This window comes from Candidatus Enterococcus moelleringii, from assembly GCF_017377575.1.
Taxonomy (GTDB): domain Bacteria; phylum Bacillota; class Bacilli; order Lactobacillales; family Enterococcaceae; genus Enterococcus_A; species Enterococcus_A moelleringii.
The window spans coordinates 1-24,407 of sequence record NZ_JAFREM010000027.1 but is presented as its reverse complement, the minus strand read 5'-3'; the positions used below and the strand labels follow the sequence as shown (position 1 = coordinate 24,407).

At 43.5% G+C, this 24,407-nt stretch carries 21 protein-coding genes; 10 read left to right on the top strand and 11 right to left on the bottom strand.

Annotation, left to right across the window (positions count from 1 at the left end):
• Positions 1-121 precede the first annotated feature (121 nt).
• On the bottom strand, positions 122-1,711 hold the full coding sequence (locus JZO70_RS16380; RefSeq protein WP_207674750.1) for a hypothetical protein: 1,590 nt from the start codon (positions 1,709-1,711) through the stop codon (positions 122-124).
• A gap of 220 nt (positions 1,712-1,931) precedes the next feature.
• Between JZO70_RS16380 and JZO70_RS16375 the strand changes: the two genes are divergently transcribed.
• Entirely contained in the window at positions 1,932-3,188 is a 1,257-nt protein-coding gene (locus tag JZO70_RS16375; protein ID WP_207674749.1) for a C39 family peptidase, read from the top strand.
• An 86-nt stretch (positions 3,189-3,274) separates the two neighbouring features.
• Here the strand turns inward: JZO70_RS16375 and JZO70_RS16370 are convergent, their stop codons facing one another.
• The gene (locus JZO70_RS16370) at positions 3,275-4,018 is read right to left on the bottom strand and encodes a TIGR03915 family putative DNA repair protein (protein ID WP_207674748.1); all 744 of its coding nucleotides are present in this window, start codon (positions 4,016-4,018) and stop codon (positions 3,275-3,277) included.
• A 4-nt stretch (positions 4,019-4,022) separates the two neighbouring features.
• Entirely contained in the window at positions 4,023-5,321 is a 1,299-nt protein-coding gene (locus JZO70_RS16365) for a putative DNA modification/repair radical SAM protein (RefSeq protein ID WP_207674747.1), read from the bottom strand.
• A 422-nt stretch (positions 5,322-5,743) separates the two neighbouring features.
• On the opposite strand from JZO70_RS16365, the gene JZO70_RS16360 reads away from it, so the two are divergent.
• A complete protein-coding gene (locus JZO70_RS16360; RefSeq protein WP_207674746.1) occupies positions 5,744-6,709 on the top strand; it encodes an ABC transporter substrate-binding protein in 966 nt (321 codons plus the stop codon).
• Positions 6,710-6,760: 51 nt separating this feature from the next.
• Here JZO70_RS16360 and JZO70_RS16355 read toward each other — a convergent pair whose 3' ends face one another.
• From JZO70_RS16355 to JZO70_RS16340, 4 genes are all read right to left on the bottom strand, one after another.
• Positions 6,761-7,255: an acyl-CoA thioesterase gene (locus tag JZO70_RS16355; RefSeq protein WP_207674745.1), complete on the bottom strand. Its 495-nt coding sequence runs from the start codon at positions 7,253-7,255 to the stop codon at positions 6,761-6,763.
• Positions 7,256-7,343: 88 nt separating this feature from the next.
• Positions 7,344-8,930 carry a polysaccharide biosynthesis protein gene (locus JZO70_RS16350; protein ID WP_207674744.1) on the bottom strand — a complete coding sequence of 529 codons (1,587 nt, stop codon included), beginning with the start codon at positions 8,928-8,930 and terminating at the stop codon, positions 7,344-7,346.
• A 167-nt stretch (positions 8,931-9,097) separates the two neighbouring features.
• Complete coding sequence (locus JZO70_RS16345) at positions 9,098-10,480, bottom strand: M24 family metallopeptidase (RefSeq protein ID WP_207674743.1); 1,383 nt, start codon at positions 10,478-10,480, stop codon at positions 9,098-9,100.
• Positions 10,467-11,246 (bottom strand): DeoR/GlpR family DNA-binding transcription regulator, encoded by a 780-nt coding sequence (locus JZO70_RS16340; RefSeq protein ID WP_207674742.1) that lies wholly within the window; start codon positions 11,244-11,246, stop codon positions 10,467-10,469. Before JZO70_RS16340 ends, JZO70_RS16345 begins: the two co-directional genes overlap by 14 nt.
• Positions 11,247-11,605: 359 nt before the next feature.
• On the opposite strand from JZO70_RS16340, the gene JZO70_RS16335 reads away from it, so the two are divergent.
• The 6 genes from JZO70_RS16335 to JZO70_RS16310 all read left to right on the top strand — a co-directional run bounded on the left by JZO70_RS16335 (position 11,606) and on the right by JZO70_RS16310 (position 16,789).
• Positions 11,606-12,529: a LysR family transcriptional regulator gene (locus tag JZO70_RS16335; RefSeq protein WP_207674741.1), complete on the top strand. Its 924-nt coding sequence runs from the start codon at positions 11,606-11,608 to the stop codon at positions 12,527-12,529.
• A gap of 259 nt (positions 12,530-12,788) precedes the next feature.
• The gene (locus JZO70_RS16330) at positions 12,789-13,784 is read left to right on the top strand and encodes a uroporphyrinogen decarboxylase family protein (RefSeq protein WP_207674740.1); all 996 of its coding nucleotides are present in this window, start codon (positions 12,789-12,791) and stop codon (positions 13,782-13,784) included.
• Positions 13,781-14,641, top strand: coding sequence for a transporter substrate-binding domain-containing protein (locus tag JZO70_RS16325; protein ID WP_207674739.1), 861 nt, complete (start codon positions 13,781-13,783; stop codon positions 14,639-14,641). Before JZO70_RS16330 ends, JZO70_RS16325 begins: the two co-directional genes overlap by 4 nt.
• Before the next feature lie 11 nt (positions 14,642-14,652).
• Positions 14,653-15,348 carry an amino acid ABC transporter permease gene (locus JZO70_RS16320; RefSeq protein ID WP_207674738.1) on the top strand — a complete coding sequence of 232 codons (696 nt, stop codon included), beginning with the start codon at positions 14,653-14,655 and terminating at the stop codon, positions 15,346-15,348.
• A complete protein-coding gene (locus JZO70_RS16315) occupies positions 15,349-16,119 on the top strand; it encodes an amino acid ABC transporter permease (protein WP_207674737.1) in 771 nt (256 codons plus the stop codon).
• Positions 16,058-16,789, top strand: a complete 732-nt coding sequence (locus JZO70_RS16310; protein WP_207674736.1) for an amino acid ABC transporter ATP-binding protein — start codon at positions 16,058-16,060, stop codon at positions 16,787-16,789. The genes JZO70_RS16315 and JZO70_RS16310 overlap by 62 nt, the downstream gene beginning before the upstream one ends.
• A gap of 152 nt (positions 16,790-16,941) precedes the next feature.
• Here the strand turns inward: JZO70_RS16310 and JZO70_RS16305 are convergent, their stop codons facing one another.
• Complete coding sequence (locus JZO70_RS16305; protein ID WP_207674735.1) at positions 16,942-18,603, bottom strand: SWIM zinc finger family protein; 1,662 nt, start codon at positions 18,601-18,603, stop codon at positions 16,942-16,944.
• A gap of 126 nt (positions 18,604-18,729) precedes the next feature.
• Positions 18,730-20,289 (bottom strand): WD40/YVTN/BNR-like repeat-containing protein, encoded by a 1,560-nt coding sequence (locus JZO70_RS16300; RefSeq protein ID WP_242703982.1) that lies wholly within the window; start codon positions 20,287-20,289, stop codon positions 18,730-18,732.
• A gap of 271 nt (positions 20,290-20,560) precedes the next feature.
• Between JZO70_RS16300 and JZO70_RS16295 the strand changes: the two genes are divergently transcribed.
• Positions 20,561-22,090 carry an LPXTG cell wall anchor domain-containing protein gene (locus JZO70_RS16295; protein ID WP_207674734.1) on the top strand — a complete coding sequence of 510 codons (1,530 nt, stop codon included), beginning with the start codon at positions 20,561-20,563 and terminating at the stop codon, positions 22,088-22,090.
• A 423-nt stretch (positions 22,091-22,513) separates the two neighbouring features.
• On the opposite strand, the gene JZO70_RS16290 is transcribed toward JZO70_RS16295, so the two are convergent.
• Together JZO70_RS16290 and JZO70_RS16285 are read right to left on the bottom strand one after the other, a co-directional pair.
• Positions 22,514-23,560, bottom strand: a complete 1,047-nt coding sequence (locus tag JZO70_RS16290; RefSeq protein ID WP_207674733.1) for a galactitol-1-phosphate 5-dehydrogenase — start codon at positions 23,558-23,560, stop codon at positions 22,514-22,516.
• 136 nt (positions 23,561-23,696) lie between these two features.
• Positions 23,697-23,915, bottom strand: a complete 219-nt coding sequence (locus JZO70_RS16285) for a helix-turn-helix domain-containing protein (protein WP_207674732.1) — start codon at positions 23,913-23,915, stop codon at positions 23,697-23,699.
• A gap of 138 nt (positions 23,916-24,053) precedes the next feature.
• Between JZO70_RS16285 and JZO70_RS16280 the strand changes: the two genes are divergently transcribed.
• The gene (locus JZO70_RS16280) at positions 24,054-24,371 is read left to right on the top strand and encodes a helix-turn-helix domain-containing protein (protein WP_207674731.1); all 318 of its coding nucleotides are present in this window, start codon (positions 24,054-24,056) and stop codon (positions 24,369-24,371) included.
• Positions 24,372-24,407: the final 36 nt, after the last annotated feature.

Genomic DNA, 24,407 nt, shown 5'->3' with positions numbered 1-24,407 from the left:
CAAAATTTTCGTGGAAATTGCATTAGGAAGGATTAAGCAGTAAAACTCTCAGCTAAAGTGGTATTTTTTGACACAAAACAGGCCAATTGATCTCTAGATGCAGAGATCAATTGGCCTGATATTAACCTTGACGGAACAAGTATATTTTCGTCCAAGGTGTCATCGATTTAATATTAGACATGTTATTATGCGGGAAGGTACTGTGCCATATTCTGTCGTGATTTGGTGTATTTCCCCAGAAAAAGCCTAGGTGGCAATCATAACCTGGTTGAGAATAATCAGGCTCAAAATACAAAATGTCACCTTTTTTAGCTAATCCGCTTTGTAATAATGAACTTACCGAGCCGTAAGTTTCATATTGTACATTTTTAGTCAGTGCATCTCGCCAGTTATAGCCATTTCCTACACCGCCCCAAGCATTTGCCACATTCGTAATGGCACCTAAATTACCGCCAGCTCTTTGGATAACACTTGCGATAAAGCCGGTACAGTTCATGCCCGGTCCGCTGCCATTCGGGTCTCCGTTCGGACTCATTGAAGTACTTGCATTAGCAGTAAGGCCTCTAAATGGTGTATACAAATAGTAACGGTCATTTTCATGTTTACTCAATTCATTGACAATTTGATCTCGCGTAATTCCGAAAAATCCAGAAGCCCATTGCACTACACTTTCTGGTTGGAACGGAGTGCTGTACCAGCCAATTCCCTCATAACGCCAGCCGACACTAGTTAAATGATCTCGTTCATTGCCGTTTACGGTGTAATGGTGTGCGCCCACCCCGCCATTAGGGTTGTACACGCGGTAAACCGGCATGCCATCGCCTAGCGTGTGCCAACCAATTCCTTCGTAGCGCCAGCCGTGCCCTTTCAAATTGTCCCGTTCATTACCATTCATTGTATAGAAGTGTTCGCCAGAATTAGGATTGTATAGCCGGAAGACTTCGATGCCAGATAATACTGACCGCCAGCCAATCCCTTCGTAACGCCAACCAATCCGGCTAAGCATATCTCGTTCATAGCCGTTCATCGTATAAAAATGCTCGCCAGAGTTCGGGTTGTAAATTCTAAAGATTGGTACATCCTGCACCGGTGCTTTCGGTGCTGCTGCTCGAGCTTTCGTTGGTAATTCGGCTGCTTTTACTGCTGCTTTTTGCGGTTCTGCTTTCTTCACCGGTGCTTGTGCAGCGGGAGCGGTTTGCTTTTTATCAGGAATAACAGCCGTATCTGCCGCTTGGCTGCTTTCTGTTTTGTCTTTTGACTGCTCCTCTTCTACAGCAGGAAGTTCACTTGGAGTATCTTCCTTCTCTACCGCCGAGTCCTCATTTTGAATGTCTTCCTCTTCTACAGCAGCCTCTTCGTTTTGACTGTCTTGCTCATCCTCCACAACAGGCACTTCATTTTCCGAAGAATTATCTGGTTTTTCAGGTAGTTGTGGAGCTGGGGGGTCTTCAGATTCTATTGTATCAGATGGTACAGTAATTGCTGGTTCTTCACTGTTGACGCTCTCTTGGCTACTATCCACCACTCCAGGAGGCGCTTCCATAATTGCTGCTGTATTATTTGCAGAGTTTTCTACTACTACTGCTTCATTTCCCAGCTCCGAAGCAAACGCTGTATCACTTTTTTGCTCGTATAATGTCGTTGAAAATAATAGTCCTGCTACGATTAGCAAATATTTCTTGTTATTCTTCTTATCCTGCCTAAAATTCATTGTGCCACCTCCGAATTTGATAAAAACAATTATTATCTTAATCAAATTCTAAACTACATGAATCATTTTTGTCAAAGAAATTTGCCCACTCCCAGCGATAACTTTTTAACTCAAAATAAAAACTATTCTTGTAGTATATTTTAGTTGCTAGTGATAGAATAAAAGAAATTACTAACGAATTATATATTAGATTTTAATGGATATGGAGGAGTATATACTAATGAAAAAAAGTGTTAGCTTGTTATTTTGTACAACCATTCTTGCTTCAACCTTTTTGGGCAGCGTAAATGGTTTCGCAGTCGAAGAGACTACGGTATCTTCTGACACAATGACATCTGAGGTTCAAGCTTCAGATACAAACGAATTGGATGATTCAGTTGATGTTGTCCCAGAAGTTTCCCCTGCTGTCACATCAGCAGCGACAGAACCGCAAGAAGCTGCAGTTGAGCCTTCTGAAGTGGCGCCAGCAATGACTCCGGCCACTTTTTCAACAGTTCAAACGAAAGCAGCAAGCATCCCAATGTATCGGCTGTATAATCCTAACAGCGGGGAACATTTCTATACCGCAAACGGTATTGAGCGAGACATTACTGTAAATGCCGGCTGGAATTATGAAGGTGTCGGCTGGTCGGCTCCGGAAGGCGGACAACCCGTTTATCGGTTGTACAACCCTAATGCAGGAGATCACCATTATACTTTAGATGCCAACGAAAGAGATCATTTAAAGGGGGTTGGTTGGCGCGATGAAGGAATTAGCTGGTATTCACCGTCTGACGGACTACCCTTGTATCGACTATATAATCCTAATGCAAAAGCGGGTTCCCATCACTATACATTAAACGGAGCAGAAAGGGATAATCTGCAACGAGTTGGTTGGCGCTATGAGGGCATTGCTTGGTATGCAGTTGGTGGAGCAACTTCTGTAAGCGACTATGCTTTGCTTAATGCTCCTTATATTAATCAAAACACAGCCGGCATGCCGATGGGCTGTGAAGCTGCTGCTTTGCTACAAGCATTACAGTTGAAAGGCTATGCTAAGAATTACAATTTAAATTCCTTTATTAAAGAAATGCCGCTAGCTAGCGATAACAATCCTAACAATGGCTTTGCTGGGCGTCCAGATAGAATTATGGAGGATGTCTACCAATCTATTTTTCCCGCACCATTAGCAAGTTGGGGTAGTCGTTACGGAAAAGTAGCCAATATTTCAAATTCATCGGTGGGGACTTTAAAACAAGAACTTAAAAATGGTAACCCCGTTGTTGTTTATGTGACTTTAAACTTGGATAGTCCTAAATATGGCAAGTATTTCTGGGGAACTGGGATAGATAATGCCCACATCTTGACTTTGGATGGATTTAATGAAAGCAACAACACGTACCATGTATCAGATCCAAATGGCGGCAAGTATTGGGTTGCTGGAGCAAAATTTGAAGCCAGCTACAATTTGAAAAAATTTGCAGTTGTTGTTCGATAAGCTGCTTTAAACTCTAAAAAGCGTCTCGCTGTTTACCTGTTATGGGATAAACAACGAGACACTTTTTCTTTCTATACATAAGACACCTATTCAAACTCCACCATATTTCCCCGAAAGCGCAATGGCAAATGTCCCATCTGCACCCGGGGATTGATCCGTTCCTTGATGGTGACCGCTCCAAGAAAGGCGCGCCATTGGTCTTGAATTTCTTGCTCTTCATCTGTTGCTTTGATTTCCGGGCACTCGCTGTCTTCGATTAAGGTTACTTGACCATGATCGATCAGGGCCAACAGACGATGGGTCTCATCATAAATCATCATTTGCTCATTAAAATAACGTTCAACAAAATGCGGGCATAAAAAAGGCAGTGAATAATGCTTAGGGGCGATTTTGCTGAACAATATTTTTCCTACATATTCAAAACGAACAAAACCAGTAAATAGATGAACCTCCCCTAACAAAGTTTTAATGCTTTTTTTGACAGGTAAAACAGATGGATGGCCGATAAAATTCTCCAATGAATCCTTTGTACCTAAGGCAATTTCGATCGTATCCAACAGACAACGTTCTTTATTCACTAGCGTTGCGTAAAAGCCCGTTTGAATAAAGCGGAGATTTTCAGGCGTCAAACGCTGCTGCAAGCGACGATAGATTTTGTGCGCTCTGGCTTCATCGGTCTCTATCAAATCCCCTAGAAACAGGCTTTCCAAAGCCGTTTCTGGCGTTAGGATAAGTGTTGGAAAGACTTTTTGTGAAAAAGCACGATCCACCAAACAAAGAAAGCCGTAAAAGCTGCCGTCGTACTCCCAAGTCTCTGGAACCTCTCGCATGTTCTCACCTGCTTTCTTGAGCATGTTCGAATCGCTCAACATCAAACAAGGACAGCTGCTCGGCTTTGCTCTGGGTATTAAGCTGTTTCAAGGTCTGGTATTGCTTGGAGGAAATCAGCGACGTAATCACCCATTCTGGATCACGGATTAAGCCGGCAGGTGTTTCGTGATTGCAGGCGATAAAATACTGTGCTCGCTTAATGACGATCCCCAGCTTCTTCAAATCACTTAAATGGAGTCGATAGTATTTTCGAGCCTTTACGATATTCTGGGCGCTTTTTGGGCCGATTCCTGGCACCCGCAGCAACATATCATAAGAAGCTGTTTGAACATCTATCGGAAAAAGGTGGTAATTTTGGACCGCCCAGTTTGCTTTCGGATCTAAGTATAAATTAAAATTCGGCTTTTCATCCGACAAAATTTCGTCAGCTGAAAAACGGTAAAAGCGCATCAACCAGTCGGCTTGATATAAACGATGCTCCCGCAGTAGCGGCGGTTCTGTAGTAATCGCCGGCAGCAACGAGTCCTGATTGACAGGAATATAGGCAGAATAATAGACCCGTTTTAACTCATAGCGTTGATACAAATTCTCGGCAATTTTGACAATCGATCGGTCACTTTCTGGACTGGCCCCGATAATCATTTGAGTCGACTGACCGGCTGGGACAAAGCTGGGGCCTTTTTTAATCGCCGGTAAGAGAGCTTCTTCTTTTTTCTTAGTGGTGATCTGCTTCATGGGTTTATATAAGGCATAAGGATCTTTGTCGGGTGCTAATAATTTCAAGCTCTCTCTGGAGGGCAGCTCCACATTAACACTCATCCGGTCAGCCAGAAAACCCAGCTCTTCGATTAATTTCTCGTCGGCACCAGGAATGGCTTTGACATGGATATAGCCGCGAAACCCTTTTTCCTGCCGCAGGATTTTCAAGGTTTTGATCAGCAGCTCACAGGTGTAATCAACATTTTTGATAATCGCTGAGCTTAGAAACAATCCTTCTATATAGTTGCGTATATAAAAATCCATCGTCAAATCGGCGACTTCTTGAGGCGTGAAGGTGGCCCGAGGAATCGCGTTTGATTTGCGGTTGATGCAATAGTGGCAATCGAAGATGCACGCATTAGTGAATAGCAGCTTCAACAACGACACACAGCGGCCATCAGGGGTAAATGAATGGCAAATGCCGGAAACAGCGGTGCTGCCGACGGATCCTTCGCGGGTATTCTTGGTAACCCCGCTGCTGGAACAGGACACATCATATTTCGCTGATTCGGCTAAAATCTCTATCTTTCTTGTCAGTTCCATCGAATCTCTCCTTATTTAATGCGAACGTACGTTCTTATTTTACTGAAAATCGAGTGGAAAGTCAAAATTCGAAGGGATTTCTTACGAAAAATCGAAAAAAGTTTAAATTTCTTATTTACATCTCATTTTTCTCAGTGTATACTAATCATCAATTAGAAGTTGGAGGTCATCCTTATGATGAACAGAAATCACTCACAACTGAATAACAGCTTTTTCTTTAGCTTTTTTAGATAGGTTTGTATTCATCAAGATGGATGCAAACGACCTACGTTTTGTATCTATCTATGATGGCTAAAGTATTTTGACGTACCACCAGCCACGTAGAAGTAATCGAAGTGGCTGAAGAATTCTATTCTCGTATTCCCATCATCCACTTAGTTTACTGAGTGGATGATTTTTTTATGGAAAAGGAGAATGTAAAAATGAAAAAGAATGTATTGGTAGGATTAGGTTTAGTTAGTTTATTGATGTTAGGTGCTTGTGGACAAGGCGATGCTAGTTCGGATGAATCGGTGAAAAAGGTTGGTGTCTTACAGACAGTACAGCATGGTTCTTTCGACGAGGCTTACGAAGGTTTCAAAGAAGGCTTGGCTGAAAACGGCTATGTTGAAGGGGAAAACTTAGAAATTGCTTACCAAAATGCCCAAAATAATCAAGACAACCTAAAAAGTATGAGTGAAAAATTAATCAAGGATCAGCCTGACTTGTTGCTGGGAATCGGCACGCCAGCAGGACAATCAATTGCTAATGGCACGACAGATATTCCAGCACTGGTAACAGCAGTGACTGACTTGAAAGCAGCAAAACTAGTGAAAACTTATGAAGAACCGGGAACTAATATGTCAGGGACCACTAACCTGTCACCTATTACAAAACAAATTGATTTGCTTTTATCAGTAACACCTGATGCGAAAAAAGTCGGCCTGCTTTACAATGCCGGTGAAGTGAATTCACAAATTCAAATTGATGTTGCGACTGAATATTTAGAAGAGCTTGGACTAGAAATTATGGTACGCAATGCTACCAGCACTAATGATGTACAGCAGGCAACTGAGTCAGTAGCCAGCGAAGTAGACGCCATTTATATCCCAACTGACAGTACTTTCGCCAGTGCCGCTACCGTGGTTGGTGAAGTAGTTAAACAGCATAAAATTCCATTAGTTGCTGGTTCTGTGAATCAAGTAAAAGAAGGCGGATTGGTTACCTTAGGAGTGGATTATGTTTCTTTAGGTAAACAAACCGGGGAAATGGCTGCGAAGATTTTAGATGGCGAAGCTGAACCGCAAACGATGCCGGTTGAAAGTGCTAGAGACTTAGCTTTCTACGTAAACGAAGATATGGCTGAAGCGTTAGGCATTGACCCAGCCAGCATTGAAGAACCGAAATAGTTATAAATAAAAGCAACCGCCTCTAGACTGAAAAGAGGCTGTTGCTTTTGCTTACCAAGGAAGTTCGGTATTTACATGTTTCGCCAGTTCAATGCTTTCTGTCCGCTTTTCTTTACGGGAAGCACGACGAGCAGCGTAGCCGGCACAGATATATTTTTCTTCGGCGGTCTCAGGAGTAATATCTGGCAATTCAATCCTGCGATCAAGGCTGGTGAAGGTTAAGAAACTAGTAGCTGCTAGATAGCGCTCACTTTTCAATAAATCTTCTCCAATCACCTTTACAAACACTTCCATCGAACGTTTTCCGGCACCAGACACATAGGCTTCCAAACAAACAGAATGGCCTTCATATAACGGCTGCAGAAAATCTAGTTGATCCAATGAGGCGGTTACTAAGCTGGTTCTAGCAAACCGAGCAGCTGCAATACCGGCTGTTTCATCTAACCAGTGCATTAACTGACCGCCATAAAGAGTCTTGTGCATATTCATTTGAGAGTACATGATTAAATGCGTTTGGACCGCGCGGGTTTCTTTACAAGTTGGCATAATTTACCTTCCCTTCTTTTTCTATCATTAGTATACAAGGAATTGTCTTCTTTTTGATAGGTATTGTTTTTAAGTTCGCTAGTAATTTCTACAAATGCGAAAGCAAACGATTCTTTACCTTCTGAACCTGCCTTGGCAAACCGGCTAATACATAAATACCGCTGCCTAAACCAGCAATTAACACACTAATTAGCAAGGCGCCCATACGTGTGTCTACTTGAATCAGCTGGGCAAGCAAAAGATAAGCAACACCGCAAAGCAGCGTCATCACGCCAGCCGCAAAGATCAGCTGCTTCACGTAGTTTCGAACATAATGCAGCGGTTGGATTTCATAATGAGAACAAATTTTGCGATAGCCTTGCAAAGTAATTACTAGAAAAGCTGCACCCGTTGCCAGGTTCAGACCATAGCCGCGAGTCAACCAGACCAAGGGAAATTGCAGCAGCAGCTTAATAGCTAAGGCTTTTGTCACTAAAGTGATAGCTGCCCGATGCATTCCGATAGCCTGCATAATCGCCAATAAGATTGAACTGATGCTTAAAACAGCCGTAGTTACAATCGCTAATCGCATATATCCAGTCGTCGCCGGATCATAGCCAAAAAGGATCGTATACATTGGTTGTGCCAGAATGAACATCCCAATGGTTGCCGGCAGTAAGAAAGTCAAAGCTAGGCGCAACACATCAGAAATTCCTACCAGCAAATCCTTTTGCGAGCGCAGACTGGTTAACAACGGCAAAGAGGTCACTGAAATCGAGCCGATGATGGTAATCAACACTGCCGTCAATTTGTTAGGGTTCGCCGCGGCTTGAGTAAAGAGGACTTCCGTTTGCCCCAGGCTAAGTTGATGGGTCAAATAATACAAGATCCCCTTTAAGGTAACCTGATCAATCAGCTGTGCGATAGAAATTGCGGAAGCGACATAGATAAATGGCAGTGATTCGCGGATTACTGATATCACCAGCGGACGTTGCTCCTGCAGCAGTGTGCTAGGTCGGAAAACAAAAAATCGCAGACGGAAATAGTCTTTGCGTTTCCCCACAAACATTAAATAGGCGATACTTACCAGACCCCCGAAGCAGGAAGCCAGCGTACTAATCACCACCGCGGATAAAATACTGCCGTCAGTCAGCACTCGCAGATAAAAGGTCCCCGCCAAAATTACGATCACTCGCACCAGCTGTTCGATTACGTTGGACAAGCTGTAGGGAATCACATCACTGACCCCTTGGAAATACCCTCGCAAAGCACTCAAAATTGGAATCACCATTAACGAAGGACATAGGCTGCGAATGGCCCAGGTTGCCTCCTGCAAATTGCTGACCGGACTAATCTGACTCAACAGTGGTGCGAAAATGAACATCAAAATAGCGGAAATGACTCCAATTCCTTCCATGATACCTAATGAACTTTTAAACAGCAGCTGGACATTTTGCGGATTCTCTTTTTCAGCAGCGATCTTTTTAGCAATACCGCTGGGAAAACCGGCTGTGCCTAAGGTTAAAAACAGCGCATAGGGTAAATAAGCGACATTGTATAGGGCTTGTGCCCGCACTTCGGCGTCCTTTGAGCCCATCATCATCAGCCAAGGAATTAAATAAATAATGCCTAGAACCTTGCAAAGTAAATTCGCTGACGAAAGCCAAAAGGTGCCGGATAATAAATTCTTTTTCATACTTCACCTGTGCTTTTTTGTTTTAATTATAGCGGAGAAATTTTAACTAGCCGGTTCGTTGCTGCCGCTTTAACGAATTGTTTACTTTCCGGCAGCTAGCTCGGGGATTGGAATTGATTTTTCTAAATGCAAAAAACACTACCCAAAATCTGAGCAGTGTCTGATAGTTATTCAACAACTAAAGCTTGATCTTTCGCTAAGAAGAAAGGTCGCAGGTAAGCGACTGTGTTAGACAACGGCAAGATGTCGTCTGACAATGGAATATTCAGCTCGTTGCGAATGTATTCGCGGCGGCCTTCGATCCGGGCCCATAATTCTGGGTATTGCTCTTTGATTTCTTTTTGTAGTTCTTCATCTGCCAGAGCCACACATTCTTCTGCGCTGGTGCCTTGATATCCAGGAATTGATGGAATAATGTCGATCTCGAAAATCATACCGCTTTTTAGCACTTCTTTTGATTCTGGATAAATTGGTGAAGACATCCATTCTTCATCCGCCACTAAATGTCCGGGATTCAAGCTCCAGCCGTAGGTTTCCTTAGGCAAGACTGTTTCGATTGTTTGATACAGCTCGCCGCCGGTACGACCGATCTTCGATTCACTCAACCAGGCAGTCATTGCTCTAAAGTATGGATAAACGACCTTTTCTAAGTAATCCTGTTGATCAGCAGGTAATTCACTTTCCTTTTGAATAACGAAGCCGGAACGACTAGATAAACCGCCCTTGTAGCCGATGGTTAGCGACAATTTGTCCCCTTCCTTGACTGCTTTGTGGGTAGGATAAAAATTAGCTTTTTCAAAGCGATCTCCTGCTGCAGCAATGGTCACCACTGAATTCAGTTGGCCTTCGCCATTCAATAGTTCGCCGAGTTCAGCTTCTTTGATTCCTGGTTCGATGGCATTCAACGCACGCAAAATACGGGAAGAAGCTAAGTTTGCGCCGTATTCGTAATGAGCAAATTCATTGGCATTGTTCACCGTGCGAGCACCATACTCGCCGCTGATAAATAGATCGCAGGCATTTAACAGTTCTGCTTGCTGGGCAGCTTGTTTTAGCTCTTCCACGATGAAGTAAGGTAAATCCAACAGCTGTTTGCCATCGGTCAGTTTTGGTGTAAACATCTTCCAGCCAGCAACCCCGATTTTTTTAGCAGTTGCTAGTCCGATCTCTTTAAAAATGTCGCTTAAAGGTCGTTCATTATCCATCGGTTGATTCGGCAATGAGAAGTACGGCGAGTGGTACAATTGGCCTTCGATCCGAGCGTGATTTACCATTTTCAGATTTTCATTACCTAGAACAAAGGAGCTTTCGCCTTCTTTGTTGATAATCAACAGGCCTTCTTCAAAACGGGGGAAGAAGCCGGTTAGGTACTCAAAATTTGAGCCGTGCTCTTTGTCCGCATAAACGACCAAGTAGTCGTAGGCAGCTTTTTTCATCAGGCACAGGATTTTTTCTTTCCGCTGCTGCATCGTTTCGTCAGTTAAAAAGACCGGGGCTACTTCTTCGTGAATCGTTGGTTCTTTGACAGTCGTTAGTTTAATTGTTTTCATGTTTTTCTCCTTTTAGGGTGATTAGTTCGACATTGTTTTCTTCTAAAGCTGCAATAAATTCCTGCGAAGGCATTTGATCGGTTATTAACACATCTAATTCTTGCAAGGAACAAATTTTAAACAGTCCGGTGGTTTCAATTTTCGTATGATCTGCCATGGCGATAACTTTTTTACTTTGTCGTACCATTTGGCGCTTCACCAAACCTTCTTCCTCGGTATGGATAAATATCCCATTCTGGCTGATGGCGAAAACTCCCAGCAACGTGTAATCTACCAAATATTCGCTGATTTTCTGGACCGTTTCGGCGCCGTAAATAAACAGCTGCTTTTTGTGGAGCTTACCCGGCAGGATACTGATTTCACTATTGTCCAGCTGAGCCAATAAGGTGGCGTGCGTTAGGGAATTGGTTATCGCCAGCACCCCTTTACCTTGCAGGTATGGAATGGCGGCTTCGACAGTTGTGGAGGAGTCTAAGATCATGGAAGAATTGCTTTTGATCATCTCCGCTGCCAGCTGCCCCATCTGCTCTTTTACCTGCTGATCCCGACTGGACCGCTCTTGATAATCGAAAATCAGGGCTTCCCGACTGGCTAACATCGCTCCGCCGTGGATGCGTCTTACGACATTTTTTTGCTCCAGTTTGATCAGATCGCGGCGGATAGTGTCCTTGGAAACCCCGAGCTGTTGGGCTAAATAGTCCATTGAAGCACTTTCCTGCTGCTCTAAAATAGTTTTGATTTTACTTAAACGTTCTTCTATTAGCATGATTGATTTCTCCCTCGTCTTAATTTTACCATCTTTTGCAATATTTTGCAATTTAATTCAGATAATAATGCACATCGGTGCAAACGAAAGTAACCTCCAGCTCCTTCTTCAACTTTTAGCAAGCTTTCTATTTGATTTAGATTAAAACTATGCTATTATCTTCATAATATTCTAATGAAGGATGTGAACATGATGAACAGAGACTACTTAGTATTGCCAGCAACAAACTGCCAACGCATGATGTGTCTTTGCGCATCATGTTCTTTGGCGTACCTGTAACTGACTGAATAGTCGGATATGCGCTGGAGGACTTGGTATTGATCAAGTCCTCTTTTCTTTTACCCAGAAAGGAGCCTTTTATGAATTTTCAACAATGTCGTTATGCGGTAGCAATCGCTGAGGCGGGCAGCTTCAGTCAGGCTGCCAAAGATTTATTTGTTACCCAATCCAGTTTATCCACTTCTATTAAGGAGTTAGAAAGCTCATTAGGCATCCGCCTTTTCCACCGCTCTAAATCTGGCGTGCGCTTAACGGAAGCCGGCAGTGAATTTTTAGTGGCTGCCAAACGGATTTTGGCTCAGGTGGAGCTTTTAGAGAACCACTATCAGCCTGATAAGAAAAAGGACTTTGTGGTCACGGCTCAACATTATGATTTTCTGTCCCAACCCTTTTTAGCTGTCTTTAAGGAATTTCAAACGGAGTGCCAAAATTTCCATTTAGTGGAAACCACCACCCAAAAAATTATTGAAAGCCTGCAAACCTTTCGCAGTGAGTTGGGGATTTTATACCTGACTCCCGCAAATCGCCGCTCTTTGGAACGGCATTTTTCTCAGGAGCAGCTGAGCTTTCAACCGTTGGGACAATTTGTTACTCAGATTTTTTTGCGGAAAGATCATCCGTTGGCACAAAAAGAACAGATTACCGTGGCAGATTTAACGGAATATCCGCAAATTCGTTTTACCCAGGAGGAGTATGAGTTTTCCCATTTTGATGAAGACCCGTTGGAAATCCCTACTACCCAGTCAGTGATCTATGCCAATGACCGAGGCACGCTGTTGAATTTATTGTGCGGATCGGATGCCTACGCTTCTGGGTTGGGGATCGTGGAGGGCTTCGCTAAAGATCAAATTATACTAAAGCCCTTGGCCGATTCTGCGATTCATACCTTAGGAGCTGTTTACCATCAGCAACGGTCCTTAAGCGAAATGGCCACCCTATTTTTGGACAAGGTGCAGGAAGCAGTGGACCAATCATCCACATCTATTGGCAAAATCAATGACTAACCATCAATAACAACAATTATCCAAATCACCATTCCCTTGGTATAGTTAGACCAATCAAAAAAAAGGAGGAGAACACGCATGCTAAAAGTCGCTGGTACGGTTATGACAACTGAACAAATGTACATGGCTTGTCAATGCCGTGTTCTTTAGCGTACCCTTAGAAAAAATACACCACTATTTTTCTAAAGGAGCGACTAAAGGACTTGATAGCCTATCAAGTCCTTTTTTCTTTGGTCAAAACAAAAAAGGGAGTGTTTTTATGTCGAAAAGAGAATTGGTTTTACGTGCATTGCATCAAAAGGAAGTCACCCGAGTACCTGTGGGATTTTGGTTTCATTTTATTACTGATGAAGAGCAGCTGCGTCAGCCGATCCCGTCTGTGATTGAGAGAAATATCAACGGGCATCGGGATTTTATCCAAGCCTTCCAACCGGACTTTGTGAAGTTGATGAGCGATGGGTTCTTTTACTACCCCAATGATCAAATCGCTCAAGCTGAAAGTATTGAAGACTTAAAGGACATTCAGTCGATTGGCAAAGATCATCCTTGGATTCAGCAGCAGGTTGCTTTAATCAAGGAACAGAAAGCTCAATTTACAGAAGACATTGCGTCCTTTTACAATATCTTCGCTCCAGCAACTTATTTCAAATGGCAGTTGGCAGGCGGCGAAGCACAATTTGCTGATTTCTTGCTGGAAAATCCGCAGCTTACGCAACAGGTTCTGCAAATTATTGCCGAAGACATTGCCCACTTAGTCACCGCCGTTTTAACGGAAACCGACATCGACGGCATTTACTTTAGTGTTCAAAATGTTCAGGATGACCGGATTTCTTCAGAAGCTTACGCCCACTTTGTCCGCTCTTCGGATTTAACGGTGTTGCAGGCGGCTAATCAAGCCTCCGCCAACAACATTCTGCATATTTGCGGCTATGAAGGGGCCACCAACGATTTGTCCTTATATCAAGATTATCCGTCAGCCGCCGTCAACTGGGCAGTCGGGCCGGAAGAAGTTTCCCTAGCGGAAGGTAAAAATTTCTTTAACCGCACGGTCATTGGCGGCTTTGATAATACGGTGGATGGCTTGTTGTATCAAGGCAATCAGTCCGAAATCCAAGCGGCCGCTGAAGCGTTGATTGAAGAAGCCGGAACAACTGGAGTTATTGTAGGGGCCGATTGCACGGTGCCGAGTGATATTGCGCTGGAACATTTGCAATGGGTTCGCGAAGCGGTTTACACCAAGGAGGAAGTTAAGTGAAGAAACTAATTGCAGGTGTTGTTGTCGTTTTAGCAGTAGTAGGGGGAACATTGCTGGTCAGGCAAAGCAAGCAGCCGGCCGCAGCTGATGAGAAACAAGTAACTACGATTCAAGTCGCCCACACTCAAAACTATGTGCCTTATGACTTTATCAACGAAGCCGGCGAATCTGACGGCTATGAGGTTCAAGTGTTAAAAGCGGTGGATGAAAAGCTGCCCCAGTATGAATTGGAATTTACCGGTACTAGCGACGATGATCTATTGATCGGGCTGGAATCAGGGAAATACGATGTGGGAGTTAAAGGTGCTTGGTACACAGAAGAGCGGGCAGAGAAATTTATTCTGCCGGAGGAAAAAATCGGCGCCAGCATTATCGGCTTTACCATTCGTCAAGAGGATGCGGACACTATCACGGATATCGACTCGTTTGCAAAAACAGGAGGCAAGCTTGTTCCGATCTCACCGCAAAATGCGCAATGGAATGTGATTGATGAATACAATCAGGCAAATCCCGACCAGCAGATCCAATTGACAGCGGCTGAAGCCTTTAATGTCGCCGATGCCTACGCTTGGGTATTGGAAAAACGCTACGATGCTTTCTTTGATATTAAGCTTTCCTATGAAGAAGCGATTGAAAACGAAGACGGCGCCTATCATCAATACGCCAATCAGTTGACCTATGTTCCTTATAAAGGTATTCCAACTTATCCGCTGCTGCATAGAGATGAGCAGAATGAAGCATTTGCTAAAGCCTACGAAGGAGCGATTCGTGAGCTGGAGGAAGATGGCACGCTGCAGTCGTTGTCTGAGGAATACTTTGGTGAAGATGTGTTCCAATTTATTGACGAAAACAACTAAGGAGGAATTTGATGGTTTCATTTGACCCCGCCCGCATCTGGCAAGTACTACCTGGCTTACTGGCAAATTTACCGGTAACCTTGGCAGTTGCTGGAGTTACCGTTTTAATTGGCACCCTTTTAGGCGGAATTGTCGCCTGGGGACTGCTGGCCAATGACAAGACGCTGCGCTCGATTGCTGAAGGCTACGTGTTTGTCCTGCGTTGTACCCCGCCGATTGTGCTGCTGTTCATCGTTTTTTACGGCTTTCCTCGTTTCCTTAATTGGTGGCTGGGAATCGAAACGGACGGCTGGTCCCGGGGAGTATTTGTGATCATCGCCATGACGTTATTGTTTGCGGCAATTATTTCCAAGGTATTTACCTCCGCGTATTCCGCGGTTCCTAAAGGACAGCTGGAGGCGGGACTTAGTATTGGCTTGTCGCCGTTTCAAACCTTTTATCGAATTTTGCTGCCGCAAGCAGCCCGGATTGCTTTACCGAACTTTTCCAGTGCCTTGCTTAATTTAATGAAGGATGCTGCCTTAGCCTACACCATCGGCTTAGTGGATGTGTTGGGCGGCGCGAATCTGTTAATCAGCCGCAACTTTGGCAATTATTCGCTGGAAACCTATACCGCGGCAGCAATTATTTATTGGGGGTTGGCCTTTGTGCTGACCTTGACTACACAGGCAGCTGAGCGTCTGCTGACACCGAAGGGAGTGCATTAAATGAACTGGCAGTTTATCAGCGAAACCTTTTTCCTCACGCTGCGAGGAGTTCCCACCACTTTAGCCATAATGGCCGTTGCCTTTGCGCTAAGTTTTCTGCCGGCTTTGCTTTTGGCCTTGGCCCGGCTTCATCAAGTTAAGGGTGTCACTGCCTTTTCCATGGTGTATCTAGCCTTTGTGCGGGCAACGCCGCCGATTTTGTTGATTCTCTTCTTTTACAGTCTGCTGCCTAGTGTTTTAAATGTCTTGATGCAGCGCATCGGCAGCTCGATTGATGTCTTTGCCTTTAATCCGATTTTTTATGTCTTTATCGTCTTTGGTTTTCTGACTACCGCCAGCCTATCAGAAGTTTTCCGTTCCGCCTTGATGACGGTGGATAAAGGACAGCTGGAGGCGGGGCAAGCAATTGGTCTGAGTACCTTTCAAACTTATCGCCGGATTATTTTCCCGCAAGCGTTGGTTTCAGCTTTGCCCAATTTATGTAATCTGCTGATTAACTTGGTGAAGGGCACATCACTAGTGTTCGTGATGACAGTTCAAGATATTACTGCCATCGCTCGGGTACAAGCTGCCTATGGTTACCATTATTTCGAAGCCTACTTTGTCATTTTCGTGGTCTATTTATTATTGTGCGGCACAATCCAAGGACTGTTTTCATTGGTTCAGTACCGAATTTCTCAACCCTCTACTGTTAGAAAGGAGCAATTCCATGCTAAACGCTACTCACATTCACAAAAGCTTTCAGCAGCAATCAGTTTTAAACGACGTTAGCCTGCAGGTCAATCAAGGAGACGTAATTGTCATCTTAGGGCCCAGCGGTTCCGGAAAAACCACCTTCCTCCGCTGCCTGAATGGCTTGGAAAAAGCCGACAGCGGCGAACTTGCTCTGGCGGATACCGCCTACGACTTAGCTAAAATATCCAACAAGGAAATATTGACGTTGCGGAAAAAAACCGCCTTTGTTTTTCAGCATTACAATCTGTTCGCCAACAAAACGGCCTTGGAAAATGTGCTGGAAGGTCTAATTATTGCTCGTAAAATTCCCAAGGCTCAAGCTCTCGAGACTGCTCGGGAAGCCATTGCCAAGGTGGGCCTGTCTAGTCACGAAAACTACTATCCTCATGAATTGTCTGGTGGTCAGCAACAACGGATCGGGATTGCCCGCGCCATTGCGGTGAAGCCTGATGTATTGTTGTTTGATGAACCAACCTCGGCGCTGGACCCGGAGTTGATCGGTGATGTCCTGCAGGTGATGCGCCAATTGGCTGAAGAAGGTATCACTATGGTGGTGGTGACCCACGAAATGGGCTTTGCCCGCGAGATTGCCAGCCATGTGGTGTTTATGGATGAAGGACGAATTATCGAAGAAGGTGCACCAAAAGATTTTTTTGCGGCACCGAAGGAAGAACGGACCAAACGGTTTTTAGCGAGGATCAGTTAAAAAAGGAGAAACGCTGCAGTCTATCCAGCGTTTCTTCTTTTTTTATTGTTCAAACCATATTTCTTAATTCTATTTGATGAAAATCAGTCAAAATCAGCAAATAGATTTTATAGCTAAGACTGCCCTAATAGTCGAACAACCCCAAGCGTCTACTATTTTTGTTTCAAAACCTTGTCAAATTCATCAATCATTGCTGACCTTCTAGGATACGCCTGCTTTAAATCTTCTATTAAAAGCTGCATGCGTAAGGTACCTCCAGGGATAGAAGGCATTTTTTGCAGAATTTGAGCAATAGTATAATAATTTTTGCGACTAGATGCCCCAGCGGTCATCTTTTTGATCTCGGTTTCAAATTTGGTCAAAAGTTCATTTGGATACAGGTCCTTTAGTTGCTTCAAATAGCGCTGAGTAACATGTAATCCATGGGATTTCATGATGAATTTTATAAGTAAGTCATATCTTTTTTCTTGCAAGTATAGCTGATCAACATGCTGAAAATCAGCTAACTCTGCGAAAATATTTTCATATATATCTGGCCATTCTACTTCTGAATACATATCTCTCAGTTCTCGATAAATGATCACGTTACCTTTATCATCATGAAGTAAAAGCTGCCACAGCTGATTTAGGTAATTTTCCTTTTGATCCAGCTGTTCATAAATTTCTTTCAGCTTCATACTATGCTCCCGAACCAAGCCCGGATATTCTCGGTCAATTTCTAGGCTTTCCTTTAGTACCTGAACCGCCTGTGAATAGTTTTTCTGAGTCAGCAATTGTTTTACCTTCTGCTTACGGACCCCGCTTAGCTTCCAGTATTTTTTGTATAGTTGATCAATTTCTGAAACTGGTTTTCCTAGGCGTTCCATCAAATCAAGTTGAAAATACACCCAATTGTTTAATCTGTATTCAGAATAAAAAGAGCCCGCTGCCTCTGCTTCTTGACATTTTCGCTTAGCCAGCGCTAAGCTTTGTTCCAGAAACTCTGCTTCTGAGAAGCTTTTTTTGATAATCTCCTCAATTTGATCTTGGAAAAAATCGTTATTCTGCTCTAATCGAGCCACCAGAATTGGATACATTTCGCGTTTTTCTGCGAGAGGAGCCAATCTCAGCAATTCCTCCCACATCTCTACACATTGGTATACCACTGTTCCTACTCCACCACTAGAATCGTCAATGTCCACATTACCAATAGTGTCAGCTATACAGCAAATGATTTGAAAAGCCGGAAGATACTGTTTATTACCAATCATTGGTTGGATATCCTCGTTTAATAGCTCCCACAATTCATTGGCGAACTTGTCTGCCTGATAGTAATCAATGAAATCATCAAAATCAGAATAGGTTTCGACAATATCGCTGATTCGATACATATAGCTATTGATGTCCTCCTCACTGACCTTCGGAGACAGCTGTTGAGCGAAACGTTGAGCCAACTTTGCATCATTTTGCAAGATTTCCAGCAAGAATAACCGAATAGTAATTTCATCAGCACTCACCACTAGCTCCCTTACGTTGGAGTGCTCAATTTTTTGTTCAATAGTTGGCTTTTTCACTTTGTGTTCATCCTCGTATGCAAACATGACCGCAGCCATGTGCTTACAATGGTTCCCACTCTCTGCATAAGGACAGTCACAATGCATGGAGATGACTTGATTGCTCCTTAATTCAATGATCACTTGATAGTCTTCACTGCCGCAAACGACAGCTGCGATTTTTCCATCTTTAACTATCATATCTTCTACTAAATCTTCAAAGTGATAACTAGCTCCTCGTTCCAAAATATGTGATCGAAAAAGATGTTGCCAGTTTATCATGTTCCCGTGCTCCTTTGTCTTTTTTTCTAGTGTAAGCCAATTGTACGATTTATGCACCTCTGCCTTTAGAAATTCCTCCAGAAAAAAACTAGGCTCATCTTATTTGATGAACCTAGCTTGAAATTTTTAATCCGTCAGCTCCACCTGGGACAGCTGTTCTGCAAGCTGCCAGGTTTCGCCGTTGTCGGAAGATTGGTAGCGGCAGGCGAACATTTTGCCTTGATCGATGCCTTCCATTTTCAGTAAGTAAAATCTGGTTTCCAGTAGATTGGTGCTGACTTGGATAACTTCGTTGGGGGATTGGAAGAGATCCAGTCCGCCGGTTTGATAGCCTTCCGGGATGGTGACTACGGCTTCCTTGAAGGAGCTGCCGCTATTATTGGTATAGTACAATTGTTCTCGCGTGGAGACAAAGCCTAGTGTCGGATTCACAAAGCTGACATTTTGGACTGGTTGGCTGATCGTGGTGCCATTGCTTCGATTCCAGGTTTGACCAAAATCACTGGTAAAGTATATTTCCAGACCTTCAGAGGAAACCTCCGGCGAAGCGGTTGAATAGACTAGCACGCCGCTGCCGTTTGGGAAGAAACTGGCTTTACGGTAACGAATCCATGGCCCATCATTTTCAGTTACTAAGGATTTTTGCCAGGTTTGTCCATTGTCTTTGGAGGATAAAAATTCTACAGCCTCAGCATTCTGGGAATAAATGAACCAGGAAAAATCCGGCGAAATATCATAAGTCTTATCCATCCAATAGCCCATCGGAATCTCGCCGCTAGTCAGCAAGTAACTGCCAAACCGCAGCCATTCGGGTTTCAAAGGAATAAATGACCAATTCGTTCCGTTGTCGGTAGTCATGTAGAGTTCATCGCTGTCGGTAACCAGCTCCAATTGATTGGTTTGGCTGATTTGATAATCTGGCGTGGGGCCCTGCTGCGTCAACAGTCCTCCGGCATCCAATACTTCTTGACTACTGAAGGAATAGGTCGTTTCCACTGCATCGGTACCATAGAATGTTTGGTAGTAGCTGGTTACTTCATAATAAGAAATCCCCGCCATGGCAACAAACAGCAGCCCGGCTAGCAGCAGCACAGCTCGTTGATTGAAGGAATGAGCCTTGGAAAAAGTCTGCGGTAAAGCTGCTGGTTCGCCATTTAGTATGAACAGCTGATTCGACCCGATTCCGGGAAATTGCGGTTTTCTTCCTATTATAATAGTAGCACCATCCATTGTGGTGGTTAACGCGAGACAATCGGTCTGTGCCAAACGGATTTTGGGAACTTTCGATTTGTCGGCTAAATAGTAATAACCATTTTCTTGATACACCTGCTGAACCTTCAGCGTTTTCCCGGCATTTTTCTCTAGCCAGCGATTATAGGAATGATGCATTAGTAAGCCGCCAAATACATTTTTCACTAGTAATCCCAATAGAACGACCAGGCAAATAATCCCCACCGCTAATGAAAAATAATAAAGACCTTCTAATATATAATTGCTGGTGATCGACCATAGCCGCCACGGGAAGGCACGATAGACAAGCGTAGCTAAACCAAAGAAGAGACCGCTGGTTCCAATTAAATAGCCAATGATTGCCAATAGATTTTTCTGCCGCGTTTCTTTATCATAGGCTAAAATCTTCTCTTTGGAAGAAAGTAATTCAATAATAAACAGTTCAGGATTCATCATATCTCCAATGTGTAAAACGTTTTTACTTATTATGCTACAAATACTTGATGCTGGATAGGTGCTTTTGATTAAGTTTAAGTGAAGCTTAGTGAGAAGTATTATTCGGAGGCATTAACAGACAAAGTACTAACGAATCTCTATATTATTCTTGAGTCTTTTATATATATATTTAAACTATCTTTTGTATTTATTACCCTTTATGTATATACTATTATTTAAAGGATAAAGATAATAGATTTACTTCACTTAACAAATGCAAGGAGGAGAACACGTGAAAAAGTTGGTTGGTTTATTGGTTGTCGCTTCATTTTTCTTGTCGAGTGCTGTATCAGTCCAGGCAGCAACTTACAACTCGGTAGAAAAACCTAGCGCAGCAATTGAAAATGCAAGTATCTGGAACAGAGATGTCGGCGACGGCATCGATACCTTCAAGTATGAAAATGGGAATTGGGTACCTGTTAAGAGTACGTCAAAAAGAAGATCAGCGGCTAAAAAGGACTACATTGATAAAGTAGTGACACCAAATAAAGAGTCCCGGAAGATCGCTGAAGAATTAAAGCAGAGCTATCTTGCTGAGGCTAAGAAGAATCCTGAAGCTTTTGCTGCTTTAGCTGAAGAGAAAAGTATGATGGTTTCTTATACGGATGATCTTGGAACCCACGAAGTGAAGATTCCAAAAGTGGACGTTCCAGCTGAAGTCGAAGAACCGGCTGCTTTCTTCGTGAGTGAAGCTTTGCCGGTAGAAGAGCTGGAGGTTTTACCTAGTAAGCAAACAAGAGAAAACACTTCTAAAATTGCCTTTGATAAAACCGAGGAAATCCTACCATTTGAAGACAATAAAGTAATCACAAAGGCTGATCTGCTAAATCGGATTACTTACTCAGGAGATAAAAACGAGCTGGCTTTGACTATCACTTCAAAAATGGTCTACGCTGCAATTGACGAAGCAGTTTATTATCATGATTTAAATACATTGTTAGGCAAAACAACACTTGATAAAGTTTCCGTATTTACCGAAGAAGAAGCAGCTGCGCTAAAATTAACGGCAGCACCCAATGATTCAGCTCAAGTGGAGCAGATCAACCTTTCTCTATCAGGAAGCTACGAAGTTCAAGCGAAAAATCCTGACGGAACTGCTGCAACGCTGGCTCTTGATATTACCGGAAAAGATGGTGCTACCCGAGTGGAGCCCGATCCTGAACCAACACCTACTCCGCAATTGCTAAAACTCGAAGTAGCCGATCACACTTTCCCAGTTGAGGTTGGCAGCTATCTAAACAATCCAGCTTTGTTGGACCTTGTGACTTATACGGGCGACAAGAACAATTTGAAGATTTCGATTGCGACAGAGTATGTGTACGTTACGCCAAATGCTGAGGTGTACCATATTGACCTGCATGAACTATTAAGCAAAGCAAACTTGAGCACTGTTGCGGTCATGACTGAGCAGGAAGCGGTGAATAAAGGCTTGCGCTTGTCTACTGAAAACAACGACAAGGGTGGAATTGATACCATCGACCGTTCACTGCCTGGTAAATATCGCGTGACTTACACGGATGGCCAAACGAGTGCCACCAGCGTGATCACCATTGGCGAAGTGAAATCTGAAGAACAGATCGTCACTCCAACCACTCCAGTTACACCTAAGCAGACGGCTACACCTAAAACAGTACCAACAACACAAGGAAAATCATTGCCGCAAACCGGGAGCACCAACTCGAACCTGTTGATTGTAATCGGCGCGCTTATCTTGGCGGCTGCCGCCTTCCTTTACTGGAAAAATTCATCAAAAAAAGCTTAATATGACTTCTTTATAAGGACAACGCCAACCGGTGTTGTCCTTATTTGTCACTCCTACTTTTTGCAGTTCGGCAATAACTAGACGATTACTCAGCATTTAATCACTTATAAATCAACACGAGAAGTCTAGTAGGATGATATGCGTACGACAATCGGACTGATTTCTCCCGGTTTTGGAGAAATCAATTCCTAAAGATGAGTTAGCTGTCATTCCTACTTTTTGCAGTTTAGCAATAACTAGACGATTACTAATAATTAATCACTAAAAAAAGAGTTAGATGGTAAAACCCCTCGCTTACGACAAGAATACAAAAATTGCGTATATTATAGTGTGACAAAATCTGGTGGTAAGGATACCGGCAGCTAGCAGCTGAAGAATTGATTATTAGGGTGCTTTCTGCTGAAGCTTCTATTAAGGTTCAGGTTATCCTTTAGGAACGACTATCACTCTCTGATTGGAAATATTTTCGTCCATGGCTAAATCAAAGGCCTGCTGGATGTCCTCCAAGCTGAAGCGATGAGAAATAAACTGCTGCGGTGCCAGCTTTTTTTGCTCAATCAAGGCTAAAGAAGCGGTCCACTCTTCACCTGGAAAAGGGGCCGAATAAGTATTCCACAGACCTTTGATTGTATACTCGCGACGGAAAATATTTTCAAAGGCCTGCTGCCGCAGCATCATATTGGAAGGCGCCATGCCATAATAGCCGATGGTGCCGCCTTTTTTGGTAATCAGCAGGCATTGTTCCTCCGCAAGTGAGGAGCCGGTGCATTCTAACGCTATATCCACGCCCTGTCCGTTAGTCAGCTGAGCAATTCGTTTATCGATGGATTCCCGAAGTAGATTGATTGTATTGGTGACGCCATGCACTTTGGCCTCCCAAAGATTGTTGCCATCCGTATCTAGTCCGATGATTCGTTTTGCCCCAGTCTGTCGCAGCCACTGGATGTTCATCAAGCCAAAGGTATTTAGTCCAAATACCGCAACCGTGTCTCCTGCTTGAACCTCCAGCAGCTTCACCCCATGAGCGGCCTTAGCTAATGGCTCCAGCAAGGCTGCTTCTTCAAAGGAGATTTTATCACCAAGACCGATGACATTTTCTTCTGGCAGCACTACGTATTCAGCAAAACAGCCATTTTGATGGGTACCGATTTTTCGGCTGTGTTCGCACCAATGCTGGTTGTCAGCTTGGCAGTCGGCACAGCTTCCACAGGGCAGAAAAGGAATACCCGCAACCCGATCGCCGATTTTTACTTGGCTGACCTGGCTGCCGATATCTGCGACAATTCCGGCGAATTCGTGACCGATAATTGGCGATGCTGGACGTGAGCGAGCCTGTTTTAGTTGCTTGATATCTGAATCACAAATACTTGCGGCTTTTACTTTAATTAGGACTTCTTTCTCCTGAGGAACAGGTTTGTTGGTTTGACAGACGACGAAGTGATTTGAATCATTTAGTAGTGCAGCTTTCAATGGGGAATCCCTTCTTCCTAACCCGATTTTTTTTGGCTTATGCGGCGGTTACAAGGAAACTTGGTATCTACGGGTGACTAAGGGCTGTTTTATGCCTCTCATGATTCGTGTAAAGTTGTGCTGGTGATTGGTTAACTTATTTGCTGACAATAAACAGTTTATCAAAATCTTTTTCTGACAGATTATAGGCCCACAACAGCTTTGCGATCATTTGGCTGCCAACACCTCGTTCACCGCTTAAAATGCGATAAATGGTTGAGGGGGCGACCTCCATTCTCTTTGCCAACGAGTATACATCTTCCTTGCTTTGAACCATCAGATTCTTTAAGGCTTCCTTATTTAGGACAATTTTCATTGGTTCCACCTCCGTTGCCTTATGTCAATAATATAAAACTAAAATTGTCATTTGGCAATGTTTTTGCTAATAAAACTACAAATGTCTTTTGTAATTGTTGCCAAATGGCTATATAGTAAGGGAGAAGGGAGTTTTCTCATGAACTTTGGAAAAAAATTGAAAGCTTTACGCGAATCTAAGGGTTTAGGCGTGAACCAGCTAGCCCTAAAATCAGGGGTGAGTGCCTCAAACATCTCGCGATTGGAAAAAGGCGAAAGAAAAGACCCTACACTGGAAACAGTCAAAAAACTATCAAAAGCTCTAGGCGTATCCATTTCTTACTTTGAAGATGAAGCGACTCATCCTGCCGATCGGATCGCTGCTCACATCGACGAAAATATCGTTGCGGAACAATTAGAGGATATTATCAACTATATTGAATTTGTTAAGCAGAAGAATGTGAAGCCAAAGGAATGACTATACGTAAATAAAGATGAGGCTGTGACATAAGTC

What these genes read in the sequence shown, in the direction of transcription:
- JZO70_RS16360 (WP_207674746.1), top strand. Translation starts at nt 5,744, where the DNA reads ATGAAAAAGAATGTATTGGTAGGATTAGGTTTAGTTAGTTTATTGATG.
- JZO70_RS16335 (WP_207674741.1), top strand. Translation starts at nt 11,606, where the DNA reads ATGAATTTTCAACAATGTCGTTATGCGGTAGCAATCGCTGAGGCGGGC.
- JZO70_RS16315 (WP_207674737.1), top strand. Translation starts at nt 15,349, where the DNA reads ATGAACTGGCAGTTTATCAGCGAAACCTTTTTCCTCACGCTGCGAGGA.
- JZO70_RS16320 (WP_207674738.1), top strand. Translation starts at nt 14,653, where the DNA reads ATGGTTTCATTTGACCCCGCCCGCATCTGGCAAGTACTACCTGGCTTA.
- JZO70_RS16380 (WP_207674750.1), bottom strand. Translation starts at nt 1,711, where the DNA reads ATGAATTTTAGGCAGGATAAGAAGAATAACAAGAAATATTTGCTAATC.
- JZO70_RS16355 (WP_207674745.1), bottom strand. Translation starts at nt 7,255, where the DNA reads ATGCCAACTTGTAAAGAAACCCGCGCGGTCCAAACGCATTTAATCATG.
- JZO70_RS16285 (WP_207674732.1), bottom strand. Translation starts at nt 23,915, where the DNA reads ATGAAAATTGTCCTAAATAAGGAAGCCTTAAAGAATCTGATGGTTCAA.
- JZO70_RS16365 (WP_207674747.1), bottom strand. Translation starts at nt 5,321, where the DNA reads ATGGAACTGACAAGAAAGATAGAGATTTTAGCCGAATCAGCGAAATAT.
- JZO70_RS16280 (WP_207674731.1), top strand. Translation starts at nt 24,054, where the DNA reads ATGAACTTTGGAAAAAAATTGAAAGCTTTACGCGAATCTAAGGGTTTA.
- JZO70_RS16330 (WP_207674740.1), top strand. Translation starts at nt 12,789, where the DNA reads ATGTCGAAAAGAGAATTGGTTTTACGTGCATTGCATCAAAAGGAAGTC.
- JZO70_RS16310 (WP_207674736.1), top strand. Translation starts at nt 16,058, where the DNA reads ATGCTAAACGCTACTCACATTCACAAAAGCTTTCAGCAGCAATCAGTT.
- JZO70_RS16340 (WP_207674742.1), bottom strand. Translation starts at nt 11,246, where the DNA reads ATGCTAATAGAAGAACGTTTAAGTAAAATCAAAACTATTTTAGAGCAG.
- JZO70_RS16370 (WP_207674748.1), bottom strand. Translation starts at nt 4,018, where the DNA reads ATGCGAGAGGTTCCAGAGACTTGGGAGTACGACGGCAGCTTTTACGGC.
- JZO70_RS16375 (WP_207674749.1), top strand. Translation starts at nt 1,932, where the DNA reads ATGAAAAAAAGTGTTAGCTTGTTATTTTGTACAACCATTCTTGCTTCA.
- JZO70_RS16345 (WP_207674743.1), bottom strand. Translation starts at nt 10,480, where the DNA reads ATGAAAACAATTAAACTAACGACTGTCAAAGAACCAACGATTCACGAA.
- JZO70_RS16300 (WP_242703982.1), bottom strand. Translation starts at nt 20,289, where the DNA reads ATGATGAATCCTGAACTGTTTATTATTGAATTACTTTCTTCCAAAGAG.
- JZO70_RS16305 (WP_207674735.1), bottom strand. Translation starts at nt 18,603, where the DNA reads ATGATAAACTGGCAACATCTTTTTCGATCACATATTTTGGAACGAGGA.
- JZO70_RS16350 (WP_207674744.1), bottom strand. Translation starts at nt 8,930, where the DNA reads ATGAAAAAGAATTTATTATCCGGCACCTTTTGGCTTTCGTCAGCGAAT.